Genomic DNA, 20,737 nt, shown 5'->3' with positions numbered 1-20,737 from the left:
CCTTCCATGAACACCAACCAAGTCCTCAAGTACCGCTCGCAGGCGGTGGCCAAGCCGTACTTCATCGCGGCGATGCTGCTGTTCGCCGGCCAGATCGTCTTCGGCATCAGCCTCGGGCTGCAGTACGTCATCGGCGACTTCCTGTTCCCGTACATCCCGTTCAACGTCGCGCGCATGGTGCACACGAACCTGCTGATCGTGTGGCTGCTGTTCGGCTTCATGGGCGCGGCCTACTACATCGTGCCCGAGGAGTCGGAGACCGAGCTCTGGAGCCCGAAGCTGGCGAAGGCGCTGTTCTGGATCTTCCTCGCCGCCGGCGTGCTGACCATCGTCGGCTACCTGACGCTGCCCTACGCCAAGCTCGCCGAGCTGACCGGCAACGACCTGCTGCAGACCATGGGCCGCGAGTTCCTGGAGCAGCCGCTGCCGACCAAGATCGGCATCGTCGTCGTCGCGCTCGGCTTCCTGCTCAACGTCAGCATGACGGTGCTCAAGGGCCGCAAGACCAGCGTCTCGGTGGTGCTGCTGATGGGGCTGTGGGGCCTGGCGATCTTCTTCCTGTTCAGCTTCGTGAACCCGCACAACCTGGTGCGCGACAAGATGTACTGGTGGTTCGTCGTGCACCTGTGGGTCGAAGGCGTGTGGGAGCTGATCCTCGGCGCGCTGCTGGCCTACGTGCTGGTCAAGACCACCGGCGTCGACCGCGAGGTCATCGACAAGTGGCTGTACGTGATCATCGCCTTCGCGCTGATGACCGGCATCCTGGGCACCGGCCACCACTTCTACTTCATCGGCCTGCCGGGTTACTGGCAGTGGATCGGCAGCATCTTCAGCGCGATGGAACCGATCCCGTTCTTCATGATGACGGTGTTCGCGTTCAACATGGTGCAGCGCCGCCGCCGCGAACACCCGAACCAGGCCGCCGTGCTGTGGGCGCTGGGCACCGCGGTGATGGGCTTCCTGGGCGCCGGCCTCTGGGGCTTCATCCACACGCTGAGCCCGGTGAACTACTACACCCACGGCTCGCAGGTCACCGCCGCACACGGCCACCTGGCCTTCTACGGCGCCTACGTGCTGGTGGTCATCACGCTGATCAGCTACGCGATGCCGACGCTGCGCGGGCGCATCGCCAACAGCCAGCGCGCCCAGGCGGTCGAGATGTGGAGCTTCTGGATCATGTCGATCGGCATGGGCGTGATGGTGTTGGCGCTGACCGGCGCCGGCATCCTGCAGGTCTGGCTGCAGCGTTTGCCCACCGAAGGCGCGATGAGCTTCATGTCCACCCAGGACCAGCTGCGCTTCTTCTACTGGGTGCGCATCGCCGGCGGCGTGACCTTCCTGCTCGGCCAGTTCACCTACTTCGCCAGCTTCTTCGTCGGCGGCGAGCCGGTGAAGACGGACACGGTGACGTCGGCCAAGCTGGCGCAAGCCTGAGCTGAAGGGAGCCGCTGCCATGGACATGAGCGAACGCGGCGCCCTCGGGCTGGAGCTCTTCCAGCCCGACGCCGGCCGCGCTGGCGGGGCCGCGCTGCCTTTCTACGCCGAACAGGCGGGCGAGGCGGCGCTGTTCGAGCAGGCCTGGCGGCAGCGGCTGCCGCTGCTGCTGAAGGGCCCCACCGGCTGCGGCAAGACCCGTTTCGTCGAGCACATGGCGGCCCGCCTGGGCCGCCCGCTCGTCACCGTCAGCTGCCATGACGACCTGTCGGCCGCCGACCTGGTGGGCCGCCACCTGATCGGCGCGCAGGGCACGGTCTGGGCCGACGGCCCGCTGACGCGCGCCGTGCGCCAGGGCGCGATCTGCTACCTCGACGAGGTCGTCGAAGCGCGCAAGGACACCACCGTCGTGCTGCACCCGCTGGCCGACGACCGCCGCGTGCTGCCGATCGAACGCACCGGCGAGCTGCTCGCCGCGCCGGCGGGTTTCATGCTCGTCGTCTCGTACAACCCGGGCTACCAGAACCTGCTGAAGAGCCTGAAGCCCAGCACGCGCCAGCGTTTCGTCGCGCTGACGCTGGGCTACCCCGAGCCGGGGCTGGAGACACGCATCGTCGAGATGGAGTCCGGCGTCGCGCCGGAGCTCGCCGCGCGCCTGGTGCGCCTGGCGCAGGCGCTGCGCCGCCTGACCGAACACGACCTCGAGGAAACGGCCAGCACCCGGCTGCTGGTGATGGCCGCCCGCCTGGCCGCCGGCGGCGTGCCGCTGCGCGCCGCCTGCCGCGCGGCGATCGTCGACGCGCTGACCGACGACGCCGACACCGCCGCCGCGCTCGACGAGGTCGTCGGCGCGGTGATCGGCAGCTGAACTGCGCGGCCGCCTTCGGGTGGCCGCCACCATTGCACCCGCCCCGTGTCCGCCGCCCTGCAACGCCGCCGCCGGCTTTTCCAGGCCGCCTTCCTGGCGCTGTTCGTCAGCGCACCGGCGCTGGACCTGCTGCGTTTCGACCTGCACGAGGCTCAGCTCTGGCTGCTGGGCCGGCCGTGGACGCTGGGCATCGCCGACTTCACGGCCGGGCACATCGGCGCCACCGAAGTCGCGCTGGCCATCCTGCTGCGCGCCTTCGTGCCGGCGATCGTGCTGGCCGTCGGTTTTCTCTACATCGCCTGGCGCTGGGGCCGGCTGTACTGCGGCTGGCTGTGCCCGCACTTCAGCGTCGTCGAGACGCTGGACCGGCTGATGCGCCGTGCACTCGGCCGCGCCAGCCTCTGGGACGCGGCCGCCCCCACGGCGCGGGGCGAGGGGCGCTGGTGGCCGCCGTTCGTGCTGCTGGCCGCCGGCCTCGGGTTCCTCTGGGCGGTGACGCTGCTGAGCTATTTGCTGCCGCCGGCCGAGGTCTGGGGCCGGCTGCTGGCTGGCGAGTCCACGCCCAACCAGGCTCGTTTCCTGGCCGTCGCGACGCTGCTGTTCACCGCCGAGTTCGTCTTCGCGCGCCACCTGTTCTGCCGCTTCGGCTGCGCCGTCGGGCTGTTCCAGAGCCTGGCCTGGATGGCCAACCCGCGCGCGATGGTCGTCGCCTACGACCGCGCCCGTGCCCGCGACTGCCGCCGCTGCAGCACCGCCGCCGCCCCCGGCGGCAGCGCCTGCGACACGGTCTGCCCGATGCGGCTGAAGCCGCGCGACATCAAGCGCCGCATGTTCTCCTGCGTGCAGTGCGGGCGCTGCCTGGACCAGTGCGAGCAGTCGCAAGGCGCCCAGGCGCGCGCGCCGCTGCTCGAATGGCGCACCGGCGCCGACGCGCTGCGCGAGACGCTGCACCAGCGAAAGGGCGAACTGCGGGCCCGAGGCGAAGGCCGCGGTCTCTCCACCACCCTCACCCTGCCCCTCTCCCGCGAGCGGGAGAGGGAACTCGAGCCAGAACCCGCGCTGGCACTGTCCCGCGTGCGGCTGAGCGAGCTCGAGCCCGGCCCCGCACTGCCCCCTCTCCCGCTCGCGGGAGAGGGCTGGGGTGAGGGCCGCAGCCACACAGCCGCCCTCGCGCAGGCGCGGGAACACCGCGCCGAGGAGTTCTGAGATGGAAGAGTGGGTCGGCCAGCACTGGCACCGTTTCATCAGCCGCGTGGCCGACCGCCGCCACGCCGACGCCGCCGTCACGCTGCCCGAGGTGCAGCGCACGATCACGCTGATGTTCCGCGCCGGCGGCGGCGCGCCGGGGCTGCGTTTCGCATCCGCCACCGCCACACGCGCCGGCGGCCCGCGCGGCTGGCTGCAGCGGGTGGCCGGCAGCGGCACGCACGCCGCCACCGCGCGGCTGGACGCCGAGGCGCTGTCGCTGCCGCCCGAGGTGGCGGTCTTCGCCGACGCCGCGCTCAACCGCCGCCTGTACCTGTGGCTGGCGGCGCTGGCCGCGCACCACACGCCGACCGGCGACTGGCTGGCCGACAACCTGCACGCGACGGCCGCCGCGCTGGCGCAGTTCCCCGGCCTGCACGAGACCCACGCCGCGCTGGTGGCCGCGCAGCTGGGGCTGCGGCCGGCGCCCGCCACGCTGCGCGGCGCCGCCGCGGCCGCCGAGGCCACCGTGCAGCAGGAGCTGCGCGGCGAGCCGGTCACCCTGCCCGCCGGGCTGAAACCCGCCGACGCCGCGCCGGTCTGGCTGTGGCTGGACGCCGCCGAAGCCGCCGCGGCCACCGCGCGCCAGGACCCGGCCGACACCGGCACCGACGAGGCCAGCCGCGCCAAACCGGCCACCAGCGACCGCCGCCGCCACGCCGAACGTGTGCAGGACGAACGCGGCCAGGCGCCGCTGATGATGTTCTTCCGCGCCGAGTCGATCCTGTCCTGGGGCGAGTTCGTGCGTGTCGACCGCGCCAGCGACGATGACGACGACGGCAACGCGCTGGCCGCCGCCGACGACCTGGACACGCTGGCCATCGCGCCCGACGGCAGCCGCGCCGCGTCGCGCGTGCGTTTCGACCTCGACCTGCCCAGCGCCGCCGCCGACGACCGCCCGCTGGGCCCCGGCGTGCGCCTGCCCGAATGGGACTGGCGCCAGCAGACGCTGATCCCGGAACACTGCGCCGCCCAGGTGCTGGTGGCCGCCGCGCCGCCGCCCTGGCAGCCGCCGCCGGCGCTGCGTGCCGTGGCGCGGCGCGTGCGCCGCCGCATGGAGGTGCTGCGCGCGGCGCCGCTGCGCGCACGCGCCCAGGCCGACGGCGACGAGCTCGACCTCGACGCCTGGCTGCGCCACCGCGTGTTGGCCGACGCCGGCCGCGTCGACGAGCAGCCCGCCGTCTGGCAGCGCCGCGTGCGTGGCGACCGCAGCCTGGCGACGCTGCTGCTGGCCGACCTGTCGCTGTCCACCGACGCCTGGGCCGGCGGCGACGCACGCATCGTCGACGTCATCCGCGACGCGATGTGGGTCTTTGGCGAGGCCCTGGCCGCCGGCGGCGACGCCTTCGAGATGCTGGGCTTCTCGTCGGTGCGGCGGCAGAACGTGCGCATCCAGCACCTGAAGGGCTTCGGCGAACCCTGGGACGGCGCGGCGCGTGCGCGCATCGGCGCCATCAAGCCCGGCTACTACACACGCATGGGCGCCGCGCTGCGCCTGGCCACCACGCGCCTGGCCGCGCGCCCCGAGCGCCAGCGGCTGCTGCTGATCCTGACCGATGGCAAACCCAACGACCTCGACGTCTACGAAGGCCGCTACGGCCTGGAGGACACGCGCCACGCGGTGCAGGCGGCACGCGACGCCGGGCTGCAGCCGTTCTGCGTCACCATCGACGAGAGCGCGCACGACTACCTGCCGATGCTCTTCGGCCAGCACGGCTGGGCGCTGGTGCACCGGCCGCAGGATCTGGTGCAGCGCCTGGCCGCCGTCTACGCGCGCATGACCCGCGGTTGAGCACGCAGCACGCGACTGCGAGAATTGACACCCATCAAGACTAGGCCCGCAGGGCAAATCGCGGCATCCTCGGCGCCGAGCCCGGCACGCGGGCCGGCGACAGGAGAACGAATGGAGACGAGGAGCTTCGACATCCCGCGCTACCTGGCGGTGCTGCCGCTCTTCCAGGAGATGAGCCCCGAGGAGCTGCAGCGGCTGGCCGAAGGCTGCCGGCTGCGGCGCTACTCGCGTGGTGACACGGTGTTCCGTGTCGGCGAGCCCTGCGAGGAGCTGCACGTCACGGTGATGGGGCAGGTCAAGCTGTTCGCCATCTCGCCGGCCGGGCAGGAGAAGGTCATCGAGCTGGTCGGCCCGGGCAACACCTTCGCCGAGGCGCTGATGTTCACCGGCAAGCCCTACATCATCAACGCGCAGGCGCTGGGCGACACGCTGGTGCTGAGCGTCGGCAAGGCCGCGGTGCTGGCCGAGATCGAGCGCGACTCGCGCTTCGCGCTGCGCATGCTGGCCGGCATCTCGCGCCGGCTGCACGGGCTGGTGCACGACGTGCAGGCGTATTCGCTGCACAGCGGCATGCAGCGCGTCATCGGCTACCTGCTGCGCGCCCTGCCCGAGGAGGCCGAGGACGCCGCCGCGTTCTCGCTGGCCGACGCCGGCGTGACGCCGGCCGCCCAGGCCCAGCGCCGCGACCTGCGCGTGAGCCTGCCGGTCAGCAAGGCGACGATCGCGTCGCGGCTGTCGCTGACGCCCGAGTACTTCTCGCGCGTGCTGCACGAGCTGGAAGCCGCCGGGCTGATCGTCATCGACAAGCGCGAGATCCGCATCCCCGACCCGAAGCGGCTGGCGGGGCACAAGCTGCAGTAGGCAAGGCCACCAGCGCCAGCGCGAGGCACCTCGCGCCCCTTGGCCTACAACGTCCGAAACGCAACCGGTCTGATCGCCCGGGGGCTCGTGCTGCGCGAGGTGGGGGGATTCTAGGAGCGGCGCCCCTGCGGCGAACCGAAGTCTGTTGCAGATCAAAGGCGCCACCGTCACCCGCAACTGCAGGCTCGGCCTGTGAGCCCGTAGCGCCCAAGAATCCCCGGCAACAACAAGCCATGCCGGGGAGCAAGATGGCCTGCACACCCACCGCCTGGGGCAAGTACGAGGCAACGAGCGGGCGACGACTCAGCCTCGTCGCGCATTGCCTGGACGTCGCCGCCGTCGTCGAGGCACTGCTCGCGCTGCCGACCTGGTCGCGGCGCTTCACGACGCTGGCCGGGCAGTCGTTGGCCCCGGTGACGGTAGAGCGACTGACGTTGCTGGCCTTCCTGCACGACCCGGGCAAGGCCGGGGCCGGCTTCTACTCGAAGGCCTTGCCCGACGAAGCGCGGCTCCTGTGGATGCGACGCACAAAAGCCGGCCGGGATCAGCTCGGCCACACCCGCGTCGTCGCCGCGCTGTGCGGCGAGGACAGACGATACGCTGCCCATCGCGATGCGCTCGGCATCGAGCAGATCATCGGCTGGGGCGGCGACGACATCGACGCCCAGGAGGCCGTCACCGACCTCTGGCTGGCCTCGGTCTCGCACCACGGCGAGCCGATCTCGACCGAGTCCTTGCGCGCGGAGTTCTCGAAGCCGTTTCCAACCTGGACCGTGCCGATCGACGGCTACGTCCCGCTGGACGGCCTGCGCGAACTGGGCGAGACGGCGCGCCGGCTTTGGCCCGGTGCGTTCAGCGCCGACCCGGCGCCCTGGAAGCCCGCCCAGGCCTTGATCCACGCCTTTGCCGGCCTCGTGTCGCTGGCAGACTGGATCGCGTCGAACGTCGAGTTCTTCCCGTACGACCTGGGGCCGCAGGACGCGGCACGCTGGCCGCACTCCCGCCGAGCCGCGGCCACGACGCTGCGCGCGATGCGGCTGGACGTCGAGGCGGCGCGCGCCTCGCTCGCTCGGCGCAAGCCGGGTTTCCGGGATGTCTTCGGCTTCGCCCCCAACCGCATGCAGCTGGAGACTGCGGCCGCCCCGCTGCGCAGCCCGCTGGTGCTCGAAGCCGAGACGGGCGGCGGCAAGACCGAGGCCGCGCTGTGGCGCTTCAAGGCGCTGTTCGAGGCCGGCGAGGTGGACTCGCTGTGTTTCCTGCTGCCCACACGCGTCGCCGCCACCGGCATCAGCAATCGCATCGAAGACTGCGTCCGCAAGCTGTTCCCTGACGCCGGCGAGCGCCCGAACACCGTGCTCGCAGTGCCGGGCTACCTGCGCGCCAATGGTGCCAGCGGCGAACGGCTGGCGCCGTTCCAGACGCTGTGGCCCGACGATGGCCAGGACAAGGCGATCTACTGGGCCGCCGAGAACAGCAAGCGCTACTTCGCCGCCGCGGCGGCGTCCGCGACGATCGACCAATTCCTGCTGTCGACGATGCAGACCCGCCACGCGCACCTGCGCGGCAGCGTGCTGCTGCGTGCCTTCGTCGTCGTCGACGAGGTGCATGCGTCCGACCCGTACATGCGCACGCTGCTGAAGGCGGCGCTGCAGCGCCACCTCGCGGCCGGCGGCCATGCGCTGCTGCTGTCGGCCACGCTGGCGCTGGACCTGCGCGACGAGCTGCTGGGCATCGCGGCGCCGCGGCGCGCCTTGGGCTTCGGCCGCGGCGCGCCCGCCGAGCCGCAGGCAGGTGACTCCGAACCGCGCGACTACCCGCGTCTGAGCGCGCCCGGCTTCGCCCGCCAGCTGCCACCGCCGGAGCGGCACAAGACCGTCGAGCACACGGTGCTGCCGCAGATGCACGAGCCGCAGGCCGTGGCGGCGCTGGCCGCCGAGGCGCTGCAGGCCGGCGCCCGGGTGCTGGTGCTGCGCAACACGGTTCGCCAGGCGGTGGCCACGCAGCGTGCGCTGGAAGAGCGGCTGGGGCCGGATCACCCGGCGCTGTTCCGCTGCCGCGGCATCGTCGCGCTGCACCACGGGCGCTACGCGCTGCCCGACCGCCAGGCCCTGGACGTCGCCGTCGGCGACGCCTTCGGCAAAGGCGCAGCCAAGGCCCGCACGCCGGTCGTGCTGTGCGCGACGCAGACCGTCGAGATCTCGGTCGACTGCGACGCCGACCTGCTGATCACCGACCTGGCGCCGATGGACGTGCTGCTGCAGCGCATCGGGCGCCTGCACCGGCATGCCGATCGCGATGCGTTCCGGCCGGAGGGCTACCGCGTGCCGCGCTGCATCGTGCTGGCCCCTCCGGGCCTGGACATCGCGGCGCTGTTCGACGCCAGGCACCGCCGCGGGCTGGGCCTGGGGCCGCGCAGCGCCTATCCCGACCTGGTGTGCCTGCAGGCGACGCTGCAGGCGCTGCTCGACCATGAGCGCTTCCCCGCGCTGTGCATTCCCGCCGACAACCGCGACCTGGTCGAGCGCAGCGTCGGACGGTCCACGCTGCGCCGGCTGGCTGAGACGCTGGGCGAGCCGTGGTGGTCGCACTGGCGTGTTCTGGCCGGGGAACGCAGCGCAGAGGTCGCGGACGCCGACTACAAGACGGTCGACTGGCTGGCCCCGTGGCGCGACGCCGTGCCGGGCGAGCTGTCGACCGAGGCCCGGACACGCCTGGGCCTCGACGGCGTCGACATCGAACTGCCGGCCGGGGCGACCTCGCCGTTCGGCCACGCCATCACGCAACTGAGCTTGCCGGCGTGGATGCTGCCGGCGCTGCCCGAAGACGCCGGCTTGCCCCAGGCCACGGACTTCGTGAGCGGCGCAGACGGGTTCAGCTTCGCCATCGGTCCGCGCCGTTACCAGTACGACCGCTACGGCCTGGCTCAAGCGACCGGTCATCCGGAGGGATGAACGACGCCGCCACAAGCGCTGGCAAAACCTGGCTGTTGAGCCTAGATTGATTCAGTCTTTAAGACAACCTGTCAAATGTTCTCCTCTCAGGCGGAGATGGCCCGATTTGACAGGTCTTCGGCAAAACGCCCCGTGCAAGCGGGGACCTGACAGGGAGGAGGAAAGTGGTGCTCAGACACTGCGTCCTGCAAGAGCCGATGTTCCGCGTCACCGCGCCTTCGGGCGTGGTGACGCGGCTTTCCCTGCCCGAGGTGCTCGCGCGCCTCACGGCGTCGGAAGACCTCGTGTTCACGGCCTTGCGCCCGCACCAGCGGGCGGCCTGGCACGCCTTCAACGTTCAGCTGGCGGTCCTCGCGCTGGAGCACGCCGGCCGGGAAGAACTGCCCACCACCGCCGACGGCTGGCGCGAGCTGCTGCGCACGCTGACGGCGGGGTACCGCGACGATGCCCCCTGACACCTCGTCGTCGAGGACTGGGGCCGGCCGGCCTTCCTGCAGTCGCCCTGCAGCCCGGCTCGGGTGGCCGACTTCAAGCATGGCAGCGACGCGGCGCAGGACATCGACGTGCTGGTCACCGCGCGCCATCACGACGAGAAGGCGGGCAAGCTGCCGCTGCGCGCCGACGAACTCGACACGCTGATCTACGCGCTGATCACGCTGCAGGGCTGGACGCCGTTCCTCGGCGCCGGCAACTACAACTCGATGCGCATGAACGGCGGCTTCAGCTCGAGGCCGCAGTTCAGGCTGGCCATCGAACGCGGCAGCGGCGCCGAGTTCCGGCGTGATGTCGAGGTGCTGACGGCAGGCCTCGGGCGCATCGCGGACGAGTTCCGCCTCCGGCACGACGGCGCCGACAAGCCCGAACACCGGCTGCTCTGGCTGCCGCTGTGGGACGACGCGCCATTGCCCCTGTCGTGCGTCCACCCGCTGGCGCTCGAGGTCTCGCGCCGGGTACGCCTGATCGAACGCGACGGCACGCTGCAACTGCTGCGCGCCGGCAGCAAGTCGATGCGTGTAGATGCCTCGATTTGGAACGGCGACGTGCTTGACCCCTGGACACCAATCTTGGTGATCGACGGCCGCAAAGCGCTCTCCGCTCAGCCGGACACGCTTGGATATCGCGAACTACCTGGGCTGCTGTTTAGCCGGAATAAGTGCGAGCTGCCCCTGCTCGCACTGCCCGCCGAGCACGAACGCAGTAGATCGGCCAAGCTGATCGTCCAAGCACTGGCTGGCGGCAAAGGAAAGACAAACGGGCTGCTGCAGCGCGAGATCTCGATGCCGGCCAGCGTCACGCGCCGGCTAGGCCACGAGGTCGTCGACTTGGCGCGCCGTTCGCAGCTCTTCGTCGACCGTGCCAGCGAGATGTCGGGCAAGGTCTTCCGCAGCGCGCTGATCCAGTTCGTCGACGGCAGCGACGACGTCGACTGGAAGAACAAGGACTTCGACCGCGCCACCCGCAGCGCGGTCGACGACTACGAGCGCGACGTCGACGAGGCTTTCTTCCCCGAGCTGTTCCGCAGCATCGACGCCGGCCACGACGACCAGCTTGCGCAGGTGCACTGGGTGCAATGGCTTTACACCCTGGCGCAACGCCGGCTGCCCGTGGCGACCGAGGCGCTGCCGACACGCAGCCCGTCGCGGCCGTTCGCCCTGGCGCGTGCCGAGCGGGTGCTGCACGGCGGCGCACGCAAGCACTTCGGCACCTGGCTGGCCCAGGCCCGCGCCGAGGCGCAGAACGAGGACACCACGGAGAGCACGCGATGAGCGAAACCCTCATGACCGAAGCACCGGCGCGGCCCAAGGACCCGATCCTGTCGCTGGCCGGACAGCTGCGACGCGCGGACACCGGCACGCTGGCCCGGCTGCGCCGGCACCACCCCCATCTGAGCAGAGGTGCCGGCTTCGACTGCGAACGCCTGCTCCAGGCCGCCGGCACTCCCGACGACGAGGGCGCGCGCGCGCGCTGGGCGCTGGTGCTGCATTGCCTGGCACTGGCCAACGGCGGGCACGACACGCGGCCCGACCACGCGGCCGGCGCCGTGCTCGCCCGGCTGCGCTTCAGCGAAGCGCGTGTGCGCCAGCTCGTCGAAGCCGACGAGGCCGTGCTTGCCGACCTGCTGCCGCGTGTCGCCCGCCGCCTGGCGGCCACCGGCAGCAGCGCCAACTGGTGGCCGCTGGCCGAACTGGTGCTCGCGCCGCCCGACAGCGAGCGTGGGCGCAAGGCCCGGTCCGACATCGTCCGCGCCTTCGTCGCCCATGCCGACCGCCAGGACTGAACACGCCTCCGAACGAATCCACAGGGAGAACACGATGGCCCGCCCCCGCTTCATCCAGATCCACAGCCTCGCCAGCTACCCCGGCACGCTGCTAAACCGCGACGACAACGGCCAGGCCAAGCGCCTGCCGTTTGGCGGCACGACGCGCATTCGCATCTCGTCGCAGGCGCTCAAGCGCCGCTGGCGCTTCGCCGGCGAAGCCGACCACGACGGCGCGGCGCGCGTGCCCTACTCGCTGCAGACGCTGGGCGTGCCGATGGGCGACCGCACCAAAGACCTGGTCAAGCACTCGATCCTGCCGGCGGCACTGGAGGGCCTGCCGGCGCTGCACCCCGTCGCGCTGGCGCGGCTCACCGAGGCGCTGAACATCGCGCTGTACGGGAAGAACGGCGCCGACCCCAAGTCGCGCCAGGCACTGTTCTTCGGCCGCCCCGAAACGGCCTACGTGCAGCAGATCGCGCGCCGCCTCGCCGAAGCCATGGCCGCCGACGCCACGCTGCTCGCAAACGCGGCCAAGGACCCGGACAAGGCGGCCATGAAGGCGCTGGACGTCCAGGTCGCGAATGAGCTCACACCGCTGCAGAAGAACCTGCGCGCGCTGGCCGAGCAGACGCGCGGCGCGGCCGGGCTGGAGTCGGCGCTGTTCGGCCGCATGGTCACGTCGGACCCGACCGCCAACCTCGACGCGCCGGTGCACGTCGCGCACGCCTTCACGGTGCACCCGATCGAGCAGGAGCTGGACTACGTCACCGCGGTGGACGACCTGCGCCAGCAGAGCGAGGACGGCGAAGCCGGCTCGGCCGGCATCTTCGACATCGAGATCACCAGCGGGCTGTTCTACGGTTACGTCGTCGTCGACGTCGACCTGCTGGTCGCCAACCTCGGTGGCGACGCCGCGCTGGCCGGCGCGGTCGTCGACCGGCTGGTCAAGCTGATCGCCTGCACCTCGCCCGGCGCCAAGAAGGGCAGCACCGCGCCGTACTCGCGCGCCGAGTTCCTGCTGGTGGAAACCGGCGACGAGCAGCCCCGCACGCTGGCCAACGCGTTCCGGCGCGCTGTCGACCGGCGCGGCGACGTCTTCGCCAACACCGTCGGTGCGCTGCAGGCGCACCTGCAGGCGCTGGACACCGCCTACGGCGCGCACACGCAGCGCCATCAGCTGAGCGTCACCCCGCCGGCGCTCGACGGCGTGCCGGTTGCCGGCATCGACGCCATCGGCCAGGCGCTGCAACGCGCCGTCGCCGGCGAATGACGATGGCCCGCCATCTGCTGTTGCGGCTGGAAGGCCCGTTGATGGCCTTCGGCACCACCGCCGTCGACCACCGCCGGCCGGTCCAGCCCTGGCCGGCGACGTCGATGCTGACCGGCCTGCTGGCCAACGCGCTGGGCTGGGACCGCGCCGAAGGCGCACGGCTCGAACGCCTTCAGGCCCGGCTGCGCTGGGCCGCGCGCATCGACCGCCCGGGCGAGCACCTCGGCGACTTCCAGACCGCCCAGTTGTCGAAGAAGAGCGTGGGCTGGACGACCCGGGGCGTCGTCGAATCGCCCGCCGGCGGTGACGCCGCGTTCGAGTCGCCCCATCTGCGCGAGCGCGACTACCGCGCTGACGCCTCGGTGCTGGTGGCGCTGCGGCTAGACCCCGCCGACGAGGCCCCGACGCTCGACGAGCTGTGCGCCGCGCTCGACCGTCCGGCACGGCCGCTGTTCCTCGGCCGCAAAGGTTGCCCGCCGGCCGCGCGGCTGGCCGCCGGCTGGGCCGACGGCGCCACGGCGGTGGATGCCATCGACGGCGCGGCTGGCCTCGATTCACACGCCCGCCCGGCCGTCTACACCAACGAGGCCGGCGCGATCGGCCAACCGGACCGTGTGCACCCGGCCAGCGACGAGCGGCGCTTCAGCGTCGACGTCCATGCCGGCACCCGCCCGATCTACGAACGATGCGCGAGATGACCATGGACGCGCCTGTCGCCCCCACCCTGTTGCTGCGCACCCATCCGGACCTGGCCGCGCTGGCACGCTGGGCCGCTGCCACCGGCCAGCGCGCCCTGCGCGAGGACCCCGGTTACGCCCTGCACGCCGCGCTGAAGGCGACGTTGGGCGCGGCAGCACCCAAACCCTTCGCGCTCGTGCAGCGCGCCGACGGCTGCCAGTTCGTCGGCTATGCGCACGCCGAACGCAACGCCGTCGAGCGCGCGCTCCAACTGGCAGCGGACACCGACCCCGGCGCCGCGGCGGCGCTGGGTCTGGACCGCGACGACGTCGTCGTCAAGACGATGCCCGCCGACTGGCGCGCCGGCGAGCGGCTGGACTTCGAGGCCCGCGTCGCGCCGATCGTGCGCAGCCGCGCCGCCGGCGCCGACGGCGGCTGGGCCGAGGTCGACGCCGCGTTCCACCCCAGCTTCGCCGGTGACGCCCCGGGCGACCGCGCCGCCGCGCATCAGCGCTGGCTGGCAAGGGAACTCGCACGTGACGGTGCGGCCACGCTGCTGCACGGCCACGCCACCGGCTTCCGCCTGGCGCCCATCGCGCGCCGCGGCGCAGAGGCCTCGGGCCAACGCACCGGACGGCACACACGCAACGGTCTGCTGCCGGACCTCACGGTGCGTGGGCAGCTGCGCGTCGAGAACCCGCGGGCCTTCTCAGCGTTGCTGGCGCGCGGGCTGGGCCGGCACCGCAGCTTCGGCTTCGGCTGCCTGCTGCTGGCGCCGCCGGGCAGCTGGACCTGAGCGGCACACGATGCTCAAGGGCCGGCTCGGGCTGGAGAAGGCCCAGATCGCGCATGCCGACCGCCACGGCCTGCTGTACCTGGACCGCGGCGCGCTGACCGTCGTCGACGGCTGTCTGCACTTCGACAGCGGCGGCGGCGCGCTGCCGGCTGGCGAGTACCAGCTGCCGCACCAGACGCTGTCGGCGATCCTGATCGGGCCGGGCACCACCGTCAGCCACGACGTGCTGCGCATCCTGGCGCGCCACGGCACGACGCTGATCGCGGTGGGCACCGATGCCACCCGGCTGTACACCGCACCGGCACTCGGCCCCGACCGCTCGGACGTCGCGCGTGCCCAGGCGCGGGCCTGGGCCGACGACAAGCAGCGCGTCGCCATCGCCCGAAAGATGTACGCACGCCGCCTGGGCGAGGTGCTGCCGCACACCGACATCGAGGTGCTGCGCGGCATCGAGGGCGCGCGCGTCAAGGAGAGCTACAAGCTGCTGTCGCAGGCCTTCGGGCTGAAGTGGCGGCGGCGCGACTACAACCGCGCCAACCCCGACGCCACCGACCTGGCCAACCAGGCCATCAACCATGCGGCGACGGCGGTTCGTTCGGCTGCCGGCGTGGCAGTGGCCTGCGTGTCCGCGTTGCCGCAACTGGGCTTCATCCACGAGGACTCCGACCAGTCCTTCGTGCTCGACATCGCCGACCTGTACCGCGAGGCCGTGACGCTGCGGCTGGCGTTTGCCGCGGCCAAGCGCATCGAGCAGGGTGCCGACGAGACCGTGGACCGGCTCGTCCGGCAGAGTGCGGCGCGGGAGTTCCGCCGCATCGGCCTGGTGCCGAAGATGATCGACGACATACAGAGTCTTTTCGGGATCGCTCGCGATGGCACTGACGGTCGTGATCACGCGTGACGTGGACGACCGCTACCGCGGTTTCCTGGCGTCGGCGATGCTCGAACTGGCTCCTGGCGTCTATGCCAGCCCATCCCTGACCAAGGGCGCACGAGAGCGCGTCTGGGGGGTGGTGTCGGACTGGCACGCGCAGCTGGGGAGGGGCTCGATCACGCTCGTCTACCCGGACAAGCAAGCCGATGGCGGACTTGCCGTGATGCACCTCGGCGAACCCAACCGGAAAGTCGTGCGCATCGACGGCGTACTGCTGACGACCAAGGGTTAACCCTTGATCGCTTGACTGCTCCTTAACAAATTGACTTTGCGGATAGGAACTTAGGATTTAGGGGCTGCCCCGCGCGAGCGGGGATGGACCGCGCATCAGGTGCTGACCTCGCAGGCGAGCGCGGGCTGCCCCGCGCGAGCGGGGATGGACCCGGCGCGTTCGACGTCAACTTCCCGGTCGCCGCGGCTGCCCCGCGCGAGCGGGGATGGACCCGGCCCGGGGGCTGACGCGCCCAGGCTGAAGCCGGCTGCCCCGCGCGAGCGGGGATGGACCCTTCTGGAACGCCGGCGCCAGGTTGGCCTCGGCGGCTGCCCCGCGCGAGCGGGGATGGACCCTGCACCCAGGCCTTCGCGCGCGACGTGCTTGCGGCTGCCCCGCGCGAGCGGGGATGGACCGGCTGAGGCCGCGCGGCTGGGGGATCTGGCAGGGGCTGCCCCGCGCGAGCGGGGATGGACCCCCCGGGCCACAGCCGCCAGGCGCTGCGTCAGCGGCTGCCCCGCGCGAGCGGGGATGGACCCACGAGACGCGCGCAGCTCAGGCCGTCGAGAACGGCTGCCCCGCGCGAGCGGGGATGGACCCCAGCACAAGCCGGGCAGCCGACCGGGCCAGGAGGCTGCCCCGCGCGAGCGGGGATGGACCCCCAGTGTCGAGAGCCGGCGGCGCGGCGCGACTGGCTGCCCCGCGCGAGCGGGGATGGACCCATGGCCTTCACTTCGGCCCGATTAAGCGGCCAGGCTGCCCCGCGCGAGCGGGGATGGACCCCCCAAGGGCGGCCCCTTGTGTAAAGCGACAATGGCTGCCCCGCGCGAGCGGGGATGGACCCCACCCCACCACCATCGGCGTCGATCTCGCGGCGGCTGCCCCGCGCGAGCGGGGATGGACCCAGAGGCCTCCGCGCACGCGGGGACGCCGTCGCGGCTGCCCCGCGCGAGCGGGGATGGACCCTGCGCCTTGCGGCTGGGGAACCGCCCCTTCAGGGCTGCCCCGCGCGAGCGGGGATGGACCCTGCCCGGCGAGCCCGCGGTGTGTCTTCTCGCGGGCTGCCCCGCGCGAGCGGGGATGGACCCATCGTCGACGCCGGCGGCACGGGCACCGACAAGGCTGCCCCGCGCGAGCGGGGATGGACCCTGAGTCAGCACCGTTCCGAACGGCGTAGCGCGGGCTGCCCCGCGCGAGCGGGGATGGACCCGCGGCAGCCTGGTCGGCGGTCTTCGGCATCGGGGCTGCCCCGCGCGAGCGGGGATGGACCCAGGTGGTCTGTCTCGGCGCGTGGTCGTGACGCGGCTGCCCCGCGCGAGCGGGGATGGACCCCGGACACCTCCACCGGGTCGCCGCCGCAGCCTGGCTGCCCCGCGCGAGCGGGGATGGACCCGGCCGCGAGATGAATCTCGCGCAGGCTGATGCGGCTGCCCCGCGCGAGCGGGGATGGACCCCGACGTTGGAGATGCTGCGCGAAGCCTCGGCTGGCTGCCCCGCGCGAGCGGGGATGGACCCGGCACGCTGCCGCTGGTCGTGCTGCTGCGTCGGGCTGCCCCGCGCGAGCGGGGATGGACCCACAGCGTGATAGTGGATCGCGCCGCGCTTCTGGGCTGCCCCGCGCGAGCGGGGATGGACCCACACGCGCTTGACGCGCCGGAGTGCCCTCGACGGCTGCCCCGCGCGAGCGGGGATGGACCCTTCACGGTTGAACGGTCGATCCCGATCAAGATGGCTGCCCCGCGCGAGCGGGGATGGACCCAAGGCTTCGTCGACGACGACGAACGCCATGACGGCTGCCCCGCGCGAGCGGGGATGGACCCGGTATGCGGGCGCCCCATGATGGCTTCGACTTGGCTGCCCCGCGCGAGCGGGGATGGACCCTCCCGAGGAAGGCGAAGAAGGTTCAGGCGACCGGCTGCCCCGCGCGAGCGGGGATGGACCCAGCGCGAGGCGGGGTCGTGGACCTCAGGGCACGGCTGCCCCGCGCGAGCGGGGATGGACCCTTCGGGAGCTGACCCATGATCCCGCTGCCCGTGGCTGCCCCGCGCGAGCGGGGATGGACCCTTCAGCGCGCTGTTGGTCGGGTTGAAGTCGCAGGCTGCCCCGCGCGAGCGGGGATGGACCCTGGCCGACTGCCTGCGCATCGCGACGGCCCGTGGCTGCCCCGCGCGAGCGGGGATGGACCCGAGGGGACGCTGGTCAGCGCCCAGCGGTCCGGGGCTGCCCCGCGCGAGCGGGGATGGACCCCCAGCGCGCAAGCACCTGGCGCGCTTTGCCGCGGCTGCCCCGCGCGAGCGGGGATGGACCGTCGGCTGAGCTGCTGGAGGCCATCGAGGAGATGGCTGCCCCGCGCGAGCGGGGATGGACCCGTAGAACGGCACGTTTTCCTGCTCGTCCGACGGGCTGCCCCGCGCGAGCGGGGATGGACCCCCCGCGACGCAAGCCGCGCCAGCAAGCCCCCCGGCTGCCCCGCGCGAGCGGGGATGGACCCTCGGCGGCGGAGACGGCGGAAGCGGCCGCCAAGGCTGCCCCGCGCGAGCGGGGATGGACCCCAGAGAGCGTCATGTTGGCCATGGCTGCCTCAGGCTGCCCCGCGCGAGCGGGGATGGACCCGACGAAGCCCCGCGCGTGGCGATGCTCGCACTGGCTGCCCCGCGCGAGCGGGGATGGACCCCCGGCGCTCCACGCCTACGACTACGCACGCCGGGCTGCCCCGCGCGAGCGGGGATGGACCCCGGCTTCGATGCACCTTTGAAGGCCCTTCGAAGGCTGCCCCGCGCGAGCGGGGATGGACCCTACCCGGCCGGCAGCGGCACCGGCACCATCCGGGCTGCCCCGCGCGAGCGGGGATGGACCCAAGCAGCTCACCGACGCCAAGCCGGGCGGCAGGGCTGCCCCGCGCGAGCGGGGATGGACCCTGCAGCAGCTCGACCCGGCCGAGGCGCTACTGGGCTGCCCCGCGCGAGCGGGGATGGACCCTTCATCCCGGCGCGAAGGCTTCCGTCCAATGGGGCTGCCCCGCGCGAGCGGGGATGGACCCGCCGGCGGCGACGTCAGCTATGACAAGAACGGGGCTGCCCCGCGCGAGCGGGGATGGACCCACCGCCGAGGCCGGCACAGACGCATTCCGCGGGGCTGCCCCGCGCGAGCGGGGATGGACCCCCTCGCACGAGGTTTCGATTGACCCGGATGTTGGCTGCCCCGCGCGAGCGGGGATGGACCCGCGCCAGAGCGCCTGCGCCGTCCGCATACTGCGGCTGCCCCGCGCGAGCGGGGATGGACCCGGCATCGCGCTGCTCCAGCCGACCCACGAATGGGCTGCCCCGCGCGAGCGGGGATGGACCCAGAAGCGCCTGAAGCGCGAGGTCCACGAGGCGGGCTGCCCCGCGCGAGCGGGGATGGACCCCCTTGTTGACGAAGGCGGGCTGCCCACTCGTGGGCTGCCCCGCGCGAGCGGGGATGGACCCGACGAAAGGACTGCCTGAAAACGGGTGTTGGGGGCTGCCCCGCGCGAGCGGGGATGGACCGTCGTCAGACCCCGGCACGCTGGCGAAGGGCCGGGCTGCCCCGCGCGAGCGGGGATGGACCCCGGTCTCGGCGCCGGCCACCTTCATGCACCAGGGCTGCCCCGCGCGAGCGGGGATGGACCCTCCTGACAAATCAAGTCGGCGTAGCCATCGGCGGCTGCCCCGCGCGAGCGGGGATGGACCCAGCCCGGTCGCCGGCGGCGCGATCAACACCACGGCTGCCCCGCGCGAGCGGGGATGGACCCTCGGCGGCGGCATCTTCTCTGCATCCGTACTGGGCTGCCCCGCGCGAGCGGGGATGGACCCGCGGCCATCTTCGCCCAGGGGCTGGAGCGGCGGGCTGCCCCGCGCGAGCGGGGATGGACCCAGCGCCGGATTGTTGCCGGCCGCCTGGGCGCTGGCTGCCCCGCGCGAGCGGGGATGGACCCTTCATCCAGTGACGACGCCCCCCCGTTCCGCCGGCTGCCCCGCGCGAGCGGGGATGGACCCCCGTTTTTCTTTGCTGCGTGACTCCGTGCGTGGGCTGCCCCGCGCGAGCGGGGATGGACCCTGGTCTTCGCACGGGAAGGGCGGAGCGATCAAGGCTGCCCCGCGCGAGCGGGGATGGACCCCAACACGTTTGCGACTGCCATCAGCAATAGTCGGCTGCCCCGCGCGAGCGGGGATGGACCCGGCGTGAGGCAAGCGTTCATAGGCTACTCCAGGGCTGCCCCGCGCGAGCGGGGATGGACCCCACAAGGATTCACGCCATGCGCACTCTGGCAGGGCTGCCCCGCGCGAGCGGGGATGGACCCGTCGCCGTGGGCTACATGGGCGACGTCTACGAGGCTGCCCCGCGCGAGCGGGGATGGACCCACCCGAAGGACTCGCAGGACACTCCCGAGCACGGCTGCCCCGCGCGAGCGGGGATGGACCCCTTGGTAGGCCAGGGTGGGGATGCCGATCTCCGGCTGCCCCGCGCGAGCGGGGATGGACCCCTGGCGATCCTCCCGCTGGGCCTGTCGCGCACGGCTGCCCCGCGCGAGCGGGGATGGACCCCTCGCCGGCGTGGTGAACGACCTCGTCGGCTGGGCTGCCCCGCGCGAGCGGGGATGGACCCTCCTGGTCGGTGCTCGGCTTCTTCGGGATGCGGGCTGCCCCGCGCGAGCGGGGATGGACCCCGACTTGGCTCAGCGCTTGCGACACTGCGGCGGGCTGCCCCGCGCGAGCGGGGATGGACCCGGCGCCTTCGCCGTCGCCGACCCGCGTTCTGGGGCTGCCCCGCGCGAGCGGGGATGGACCCGTCGAGACGCCGGAGCTCGCGTGCCCTCTCGGGGCTGCCCCGCGCGAGCGGGGATGGACCCAGCCCGGCAGGCTCGCTGGCGCGATCCCAGGAGGCTGCCCCGCGCGAGCGGGGATGGACCCCGGAAAGGGGATCTCCATGAAGGGCCAGATCAGGCTGCCCCGCGCGAGCGGGGATGGACCCCGCCGCGGCTCGCTGTACTCCGACGCGCTGAAGGCTGCCCCGCGCGAGCGGGGATGGACCCGTCACCGGAAGTCCTTCACCAGCGTCGCGTACGGCTGCCCCGCGCGAGCGGGGATGGACCCATGCCCCGCGTGCGGTGCGCACAGGTGGCGTGGGCTGCCCCGCGCGAGCGGGGATGGACCCACGAGGTCCCGGTCGGTCGGCGGCGCGACCGCGGCTGCCCCGCGCGAGCGGGGATGGACCCCTGTCCGGCGCCTTGGTGCAGCCTGCGCCTAGGGCTGCCCCGCGCGAGCGGGGATGGACCCGCCGAGGCGGCCAGCATCCGCGAGCACGTCCGGGCTGCCCCGCGCGAGCGGGGATGGACCCATGGCTGACATTCCGAACCGCCGAGCCGGTGTGGCTGCCCCGCGCGAGCGGGGATGGACCCGGCTTCGCGCGTGGCTGA

At 72.7% G+C, this 20,737-nt stretch carries 14 protein-coding genes and 1 CRISPR repeat array (1 of these 15 only partly in view); all 14 genes read left to right on the top strand.

All coding sequences use genetic code 11. From position 1 onward, the window contains the following. Positions 1–6: 6 nt before the first annotated feature. The 14 genes from LOC65_RS17155 to cas2e all read left to right on the top strand — a co-directional run bounded on the left by LOC65_RS17155 (position 7) and on the right by cas2e (position 15,321). Positions 7–1,434: a cbb3-type cytochrome c oxidase subunit I gene (locus tag LOC65_RS17155; RefSeq protein WP_230248407.1), complete on the top strand. Its 1,428-nt coding sequence runs from the start codon at positions 7–9 to the stop codon at positions 1,432–1,434. A gap of 19 nt (positions 1,435–1,453) precedes the next feature. After that, entirely contained in the window at positions 1,454–2,302 is an 849-nt protein-coding gene (locus tag LOC65_RS17150) for a CbbQ/NirQ/NorQ/GpvN family protein (protein ID WP_230248405.1), read from the top strand. A 45-nt stretch (positions 2,303–2,347) separates the two neighbouring features. After that, positions 2,348–3,508: a 4Fe-4S binding protein gene (locus LOC65_RS17145; protein ID WP_230248404.1), complete on the top strand. Its 1,161-nt coding sequence runs from the start codon at positions 2,348–2,350 to the stop codon at positions 3,506–3,508. Between the two features lies 1 nt (position 3,509). Beyond that, positions 3,510–5,339, top strand: a complete 1,830-nt coding sequence (locus LOC65_RS17140) for a nitric oxide reductase activation protein NorD (RefSeq protein ID WP_230248402.1) — start codon at positions 3,510–3,512, stop codon at positions 5,337–5,339. A gap of 111 nt (positions 5,340–5,450) precedes the next feature. Continuing rightward, a complete protein-coding gene (locus tag LOC65_RS17135; RefSeq protein ID WP_009857629.1) occupies positions 5,451–6,200 on the top strand; it encodes a Crp/Fnr family transcriptional regulator in 750 nt (249 codons plus the stop codon). Positions 6,201–6,433: 233 nt separating this feature from the next. Next, positions 6,434–9,151: a CRISPR-associated helicase Cas3' gene (gene cas3, locus LOC65_RS17130; RefSeq protein WP_230248401.1), complete on the top strand. Its 2,718-nt coding sequence runs from the start codon at positions 6,434–6,436 to the stop codon at positions 9,149–9,151. Positions 9,152–9,348: 197 nt separating this feature from the next. Next, the gene (locus LOC65_RS17125) at positions 9,349–9,606 is read left to right on the top strand and encodes a hypothetical protein (protein ID WP_230248400.1); all 258 of its coding nucleotides are present in this window, start codon (positions 9,349–9,351) and stop codon (positions 9,604–9,606) included. A 63-nt stretch (positions 9,607–9,669) separates the two neighbouring features. Further along, entirely contained in the window at positions 9,670–10,917 is a 1,248-nt protein-coding gene (locus LOC65_RS17120) for a hypothetical protein (protein WP_230248399.1), read from the top strand. After that, complete coding sequence (locus LOC65_RS17115) at positions 10,914–11,429, top strand: type I-E CRISPR-associated protein Cse2/CasB (RefSeq protein WP_230248398.1); 516 nt, start codon at positions 10,914–10,916, stop codon at positions 11,427–11,429. The genes LOC65_RS17120 and LOC65_RS17115 overlap by 4 nt, the downstream gene beginning before the upstream one ends. Before the next feature lie 34 nt (positions 11,430–11,463). Beyond that, positions 11,464–12,681: a type I-E CRISPR-associated protein Cas7/Cse4/CasC gene (gene cas7e / locus LOC65_RS17110; RefSeq protein WP_230248397.1), complete on the top strand. Its 1,218-nt coding sequence runs from the start codon at positions 11,464–11,466 to the stop codon at positions 12,679–12,681. A 2-nt stretch (positions 12,682–12,683) separates the two neighbouring features. Next, positions 12,684–13,379 carry a type I-E CRISPR-associated protein Cas5/CasD gene (gene cas5e, locus LOC65_RS17105; protein WP_230248396.1) on the top strand — a complete coding sequence of 232 codons (696 nt, stop codon included), beginning with the start codon at positions 12,684–12,686 and terminating at the stop codon, positions 13,377–13,379. Further along, complete coding sequence (locus tag LOC65_RS17100) at positions 13,367–14,155, top strand: type I-E CRISPR-associated protein Cas6/Cse3/CasE (RefSeq protein WP_230248395.1); 789 nt, start codon at positions 13,367–13,369, stop codon at positions 14,153–14,155. The genes cas5e and LOC65_RS17100 overlap by 13 nt, the downstream gene beginning before the upstream one ends. A gap of 10 nt (positions 14,156–14,165) precedes the next feature. Continuing rightward, positions 14,166–15,056: a type I-E CRISPR-associated endonuclease Cas1e gene (gene cas1e / locus LOC65_RS17095; protein ID WP_230248394.1), complete on the top strand. Its 891-nt coding sequence runs from the start codon at positions 14,166–14,168 to the stop codon at positions 15,054–15,056. Next, on the top strand, positions 15,028–15,321 hold the full coding sequence (gene cas2e, locus LOC65_RS17090) for a type I-E CRISPR-associated endoribonuclease Cas2e (protein WP_230248393.1): 294 nt from the start codon (positions 15,028–15,030) through the stop codon (positions 15,319–15,321). Before cas1e ends, cas2e begins: the two co-directional genes overlap by 29 nt. Before the next feature lie 62 nt (positions 15,322–15,383). Further along, positions 15,384–20,737: direct repeats of the CRISPR family, unit length 29 nt; unit sequence GGCTGCCCCGCGCGAGCGGGGATGGACCC; it runs 653 nt beyond the window's last position.

Origin of the sequence: Rubrivivax sp. JA1055, from assembly GCF_020966565.1 — a bacterium.
GTDB classification, from domain to species: Bacteria; Pseudomonadota; Gammaproteobacteria; order Burkholderiales; family Burkholderiaceae_C; genus Rubrivivax; species Rubrivivax benzoatilyticus.
This window is presented reverse-complemented; position numbering and strand designations above follow the sequence as displayed.